We start from the raw sequence: 3,519 nt of genomic DNA, 5'->3' as shown, positions 1-3,519 counted from the left end.
TATCGTCAACTGCTTGGGCTACCACTATCAACAAATTTATTCTTAAAATGGGTGCGGGATGTCAGGTTTAAAAAAGACTTTTAAAAAATAGCCAAGCTACCAATCCCTGATGTCGTAGAGGTTGGCCATGTCATTAAACAGTTACAACTTGGCAATGAATTAGCAGAAAAATACGTAGACCACCCACTTTCAGGGAATTGGCAGGGCTACCGAGATTGCCATGTAAAACCGGATCTAGTGCTCATTTATAAGTCAGAAGATGGAGCCCTAAAATTAGCCCGTATCGGAAGCCATAGTGAGTTGTTTCGGTAGGCATGTAACGGACAAGCCGCGGAGAGCAAGCCCCTCTTTCAAGCTAATTGTATGCGACTTTCAACTCGATCTTAGTTATTTTATCTAATTCTACAGTCTGCTTAGCTTGCCACAAATCGTAGTGATCCTGCATTGCGAGCCAACTTTCTGGACTACGCCCGACAACTTTAGATAAACGTAACGCCATCTCGGGGCTGATTCCGCTTTGAGTTTTTAATACGCGATTCAACGTCGAGGGTGCTACATCTAAATGTTTAGCAAGCTGTCGACAACTTAAGTTAAACGGCTCCATGTAAGTTTGAGAAATAAACTCGCCAGGATGAGGGGGATTGTGCATATTCATTAGTGGTAATCCTCATAATTTACGATATAAACATTTCCGCTTTCAAATTCGAACGTAATCCGCCAATTACCATTAACTGTGATTGACCACAGGTTACTTAGTTTCCCTTTTAACGGATGGAGTCTATATCCAGGAATGTCTAGGTCATTAATTTCCGTTGCCGAATGCAAAGCTGCAAGCTGCATTCGTAGATTTGAAGCATGAGCTGCTTGAATGCCTTTGGTGCTTCCTTTTTCAAAAAATAACCTTAGGCCTTTGTGTTTGAATGACCTTATCATTTAAACATTGTAGCATGTTGCGCAACACTATCAAACCGCATAACGAGGCTGTAGAAAAACTAAAACGCGAAAAATACTTCACGCTCTACGTTGATTATTTCTATAGTTCAATGGTTCGACCTATCCAAGATTCACTTAGCAACGCTGAAAAAGCTTAATATTTATTCAGCTTTCTGTAGTAAAAATATAGAACGACTTTTTCTACAGTCTCAACGCCCTAATAATAGGAGCAAAAATGCTAGGCTAAACTTTGCGACGAAGGAGCGCAAGCCTAGCGTTTGCGTCCTATTAATTGGCTTGTTATGTTTTTTATACTACAATGTACGACAATACCGTACATAAAGGTCAATTTACTATGAATAGTATAAGCGTAAATCAATTTAGAGATAATTTAAAATCTTATGTGGAACAAACTGTTAACGAGCACGAACCATTAAAAGTAACTCGGCGTGCAGGTGACGACTTTGTTGTAATGAGTGCTGATGATTGGGAACGCGAACAAGAAACTTTGCATGTGTTACAAAGCAACAGCTTAATGCAACAAATAGCTGAATCTATGAAAACTCATACAACAAACCAAGGCTATAAACCAACAAAAGAGCAATTGGATGAGATCACTAATCTTTGAAGGTAAAACTTGGTTCGTATATGAGCAACTTAGAGAAAAAGATAAAAAATTACATAAGTCTTTATGTAAGATTTTAAAAGAAATGTTGCGAACTGACCCTAGTAGTGGCTTAGGCAAGCCAGAGCCGTTAAAGCATAAATTATCAGGACTATGGTCAAAACGGATTTCGCAAAAAGATAGATTGATTTACAAATTTGATGATGAATATATTTATATTTTCGCCATTGGTGGACATTACGACGATCATAAAAAAACATAACACCATGTTAACGAGTTATCAAGTTATGCCGTGGCGCTTGCGAATGCAAGCGGCATGACATGGGCTGATAATCTCTGTTCAACATTTTGTTAGGTTTCCTACTCATAATGTGTCCACATCCGTAAAACCTTTATTGTTTGAACATCCTCTAAAACTTGATAAACAAGACGGTGCTGGATATTAATGCGTCTTGAGTAAGCTCCATCAAGATCGCCAACTAATTTTTCATAGGGAGGAGGTATTTGATAAGGGTTTTCAGTGATTATTTGAATGAGAGATTTTGCTCTAGACTTCAGATTACCGCTTGCGAGCTTCTTAGCATCTTTTTGAGCCTGCTTAGTGTAAACGACCTTCCATGTCACCAGTCTAGATCCTCCGAGCATCCAGATATATCTGCTTCCATTCCCTCTTTGATAGATTCTCGCATCTCGGGTATAGAGAGAAGGTAAAGAGTTTCTTGGATTGAGTTCCAATCGCTTTCTGAAACAAGCACCGCGTTGTTTCTCTTACTGGTTATTAAAACTGGCTCGTGTGATTCAGCTGTTTCATCAATGACACGGTACAAGTTAGCTCTAGCTTCTGTGGCAGATAAAGTAGACATAATTACTCCTCCATAATTCGTCAAAGCGTACGCTAAAGCGTACTTTATGTCAAAGAAAACCTAACATTTGTTGATATCTGGCGCGCATTCAAAAGTTAAAACAACAAACATAGATACGCGTCCAGATTATCGCTCAATAGCGGTCGTTACAAAGGATTAGGAAAAATCCAAGGTGGCCGGCATCAGGTAAGAACGGTTTTGTACATGGCGATGATGTCTGCCATGCAATGTAACCCTGTGTTTAAGTCAATGTACAAACGATTGTTAGACGTGGGAAAGGTCAAAAAAGTAGCCATTATTGCCTGTGTGAGAAAGATGATTGTTATCTTAAATGCGATGCTGCGAGATGAGATTTCCTGGGAAGCGCCAAAAGTGCAAAATTAACTATTGACGCCATAGTCTCTTGTTAGCAGGTAATAAAGACATTTCTCTATATGTCTTTATTAAGAAACTTATTAGCTGCAATTGTAAATAAATTGATGGCTTGGTCTATCAATAAAGGCATATCGCTAAAATCAGGATCAATTTCAAACCAGTGCTCATAAGAGATGGTAGTATGAGTCACCATCGCAACCATTCCACCTTTACGTTCAGGCTCCTTAGGAACAACTGGTTTCATGGTGTTAAAATTAGAATGGCCGATAAAGTTTCCACGATAATTAATAAACATTTCGTGAAGCCAAAAATACTCTTCTGGTATAACATCCTCTTTATTTAAACGGAATTTTTTTATAGGTTTGTGGATACCTGTACTAGCTAAAAAAGGTTTTGCGTATGTGACTATCGCGATCTTGATTAAACCATCACGTATAAACTTATCTTTTACTTCTTTTGCTTTTATTAAATAGTCTCTGGCTTCTTGGAAATCGAGTTTATAGAGAATAATTCTAGCCACATATTCATCCTCTATATTCTCCATAGGTGCATACTCCTTTACCTGCTAACTTTAAGCTAAGGGGTGCTGGCGTGCGGCATAATGGCGAAGCCGCCGCGCGTTAGCATCCCAGTGACCGAAGGGAACGACTTGAGCGCCTTGATACTCATTGAGCCTCCTCCTCAGATAAATTTGAGTTTATCCTGAGATGGCAACCAAACCAA

Annotated in this window: 8 protein-coding genes and 1 pseudogene; 4 read left to right on the top strand and 5 right to left on the bottom strand. The window is 39.1% G+C overall.

The features are described 5' to 3' along the window. Nucleotides 1-87 precede the first annotated feature (87 nt). A complete protein-coding gene (locus ACFOHL_RS13010) occupies nt 88-312 on the top strand; it encodes a type II toxin-antitoxin system YafQ family toxin (RefSeq protein WP_449189031.1) in 225 nt (74 codons plus the stop codon). A 43-nt stretch (nt 313-355) separates the two neighbouring features. Here the strand turns inward: ACFOHL_RS13010 and ACFOHL_RS13005 are convergent, their stop codons facing one another. Then, nucleotides 356-655 (bottom strand): HigA family addiction module antitoxin, encoded by a 300-nt coding sequence (locus tag ACFOHL_RS13005; RefSeq protein WP_376920667.1) that lies wholly within the window; start codon nt 653-655, stop codon nt 356-358. Further along, nucleotides 655-933 carry a type II toxin-antitoxin system RelE/ParE family toxin gene (locus ACFOHL_RS13000; RefSeq protein WP_376920666.1) on the bottom strand — a complete coding sequence of 93 codons (279 nt, stop codon included), beginning with the start codon at nt 931-933 and terminating at the stop codon, nt 655-657. Before ACFOHL_RS13000 ends, ACFOHL_RS13005 begins: the two co-directional genes overlap by 1 nt. Before the next feature lie 355 nt (nt 934-1,288). On the opposite strand from ACFOHL_RS13000, the gene ACFOHL_RS12995 reads away from it, so the two are divergent. Continuing rightward, entirely contained in the window at nt 1,289-1,561 is a 273-nt protein-coding gene (locus ACFOHL_RS12995; RefSeq protein ID WP_376920665.1) for a type II toxin-antitoxin system Phd/YefM family antitoxin, read from the top strand. Next, nucleotides 1,542-1,820 carry a Txe/YoeB family addiction module toxin gene (locus tag ACFOHL_RS12990; RefSeq protein ID WP_376920664.1) on the top strand — a complete coding sequence of 93 codons (279 nt, stop codon included), beginning with the start codon at nt 1,542-1,544 and terminating at the stop codon, nt 1,818-1,820. The genes ACFOHL_RS12995 and ACFOHL_RS12990 overlap by 20 nt, the downstream gene beginning before the upstream one ends. 98 nt (nt 1,821-1,918) lie before the next feature. On the opposite strand, the gene ACFOHL_RS12985 is transcribed toward ACFOHL_RS12990, so the two are convergent. Beyond that, entirely contained in the window at nt 1,919-2,203 is a 285-nt protein-coding gene (locus tag ACFOHL_RS12985; RefSeq protein WP_376920663.1) for a Txe/YoeB family addiction module toxin, read from the bottom strand. Continuing rightward, nucleotides 2,179-2,421 (bottom strand): type II toxin-antitoxin system Phd/YefM family antitoxin, encoded by a 243-nt coding sequence (locus tag ACFOHL_RS12980; RefSeq protein ID WP_376920662.1) that lies wholly within the window; start codon nt 2,419-2,421, stop codon nt 2,179-2,181. The genes ACFOHL_RS12985 and ACFOHL_RS12980 overlap by 25 nt, the downstream gene beginning before the upstream one ends. Nucleotides 2,422-2,547: 126 nt before the next feature. On the opposite strand from ACFOHL_RS12980, the pseudogene ACFOHL_RS12975 reads away from it, so the two are divergent. Next, nucleotides 2,548-2,805, top strand: a pseudogene (locus tag ACFOHL_RS12975) (transposase); the annotation flags it as partial. 46 nt (nt 2,806-2,851) lie between these two features. Here the strand turns inward: ACFOHL_RS12975 and ACFOHL_RS12970 are convergent. Then, complete coding sequence (locus tag ACFOHL_RS12970; protein ID WP_376920661.1) at nt 2,852-3,340, bottom strand: hypothetical protein; 489 nt, start codon at nt 3,338-3,340, stop codon at nt 2,852-2,854. Nucleotides 3,341-3,519: the final 179 nt, after the last annotated feature.

The organism is Agaribacter flavus, assembly GCF_042646125.1.
GTDB lineage: Bacteria > Pseudomonadota > Gammaproteobacteria > Enterobacterales > Alteromonadaceae > Glaciecola > Glaciecola flavus.
The sequence above is the reverse complement of the archived record's forward strand: the minus strand, read 5'-3'. Positions and strand labels throughout refer to the sequence as shown.

What these genes read in the sequence shown, in the direction of transcription:
- ACFOHL_RS12990 (WP_376920664.1), top strand. Translation starts at nt 1,542, where the DNA reads ATGAGATCACTAATCTTTGAAGGTAAAACTTGGTTCGTATATGAGCAA.
- ACFOHL_RS13005 (WP_376920667.1), bottom strand. Translation starts at nt 655, where the DNA reads ATGAATATGCACAATCCCCCTCATCCTGGCGAGTTTATTTCTCAAACT.
- ACFOHL_RS13000 (WP_376920666.1), bottom strand. Translation starts at nt 933, where the DNA reads ATGATAAGGTCATTCAAACACAAAGGCCTAAGGTTATTTTTTGAAAAA.
- ACFOHL_RS12985 (WP_376920663.1), bottom strand. Translation starts at nt 2,203, where the DNA reads ATGCTCGGAGGATCTAGACTGGTGACATGGAAGGTCGTTTACACTAAG.
- ACFOHL_RS12980 (WP_376920662.1), bottom strand. Translation starts at nt 2,421, where the DNA reads ATGTCTACTTTATCTGCCACAGAAGCTAGAGCTAACTTGTACCGTGTC.
- ACFOHL_RS12995 (WP_376920665.1), top strand. Translation starts at nt 1,289, where the DNA reads ATGAATAGTATAAGCGTAAATCAATTTAGAGATAATTTAAAATCTTAT.
- ACFOHL_RS12970 (WP_376920661.1), bottom strand. Translation starts at nt 3,340, where the DNA reads ATGGAGAATATAGAGGATGAATATGTGGCTAGAATTATTCTCTATAAA.